The sequence below is a fragment of the Myxococcus llanfairpwllgwyngyllgogerychwyrndrobwllllantysiliogogogochensis genome (assembly GCF_006636215.1).
GTDB lineage: Bacteria > Myxococcota > Myxococcia > Myxococcales > Myxococcaceae > Myxococcus > Myxococcus llanfairpwllgwyngyllgogerychwyrndrobwllllantysiliogogogochensis.
Genome location: NZ_VIFM01000664.1, coordinates 1 through 532, shown reverse-complemented (window position 1 = coordinate 532; position 532 = coordinate 1). Strand labels below are relative to the sequence as shown.

General features: G+C 50.4%; 1 rRNA gene. It reads right to left on the bottom strand.

Features of this window, described 5'->3' with window-relative positions:
- A 23S ribosomal RNA gene (locus tag FJV41_RS49905) occupies positions 1-532 on the bottom strand; the annotation flags it as partial.

Here is a 532-nt window from a genome sequence, read left to right as displayed (position 1 = left end):
CGTTAGCACCCGGTGCTCTGTCTCCAAAGCTGTACTCGTCGGTATTCGGAGTTTGCCTTGGTTTGGTAAGTCGCCATGACCCCCTAGCCAAAACAGTGCTCTACCCCCGACGGTAATACTTGAGGCACTACCTAAATAGTTTTCGGAGAGAACCAGCTATTTCCAAGTTTGTTTAGCCTTTCACCCCTATCCACAGCTCATCCGCTAGTTTTGCAACACTAGTCGGTTCGGACCTCCAGTACCTGTTACGGCACCTTCATCCTGGCCATGGATAGATCACTTGGTTTCGGGTCTACACCCAGCGACTGGACGCCCTATTCGGACTCGATTTCTCTACGGCTTCCCTATTCGGTTAACCTTGCCACTGAATGTAAGTCGCTGACCCATTATACAAAAGGTACGCAGTCACCCTTGCGGGCTCCTACTTTTTGTAAGCATGCGGTTTCAGGATCTATTTCACTCCCCTCCCGGGGTTCTTTTCGCCTTTCCCTCACGGTACTTGTTCACTATCGGTCGATGATGAGTATTTAGC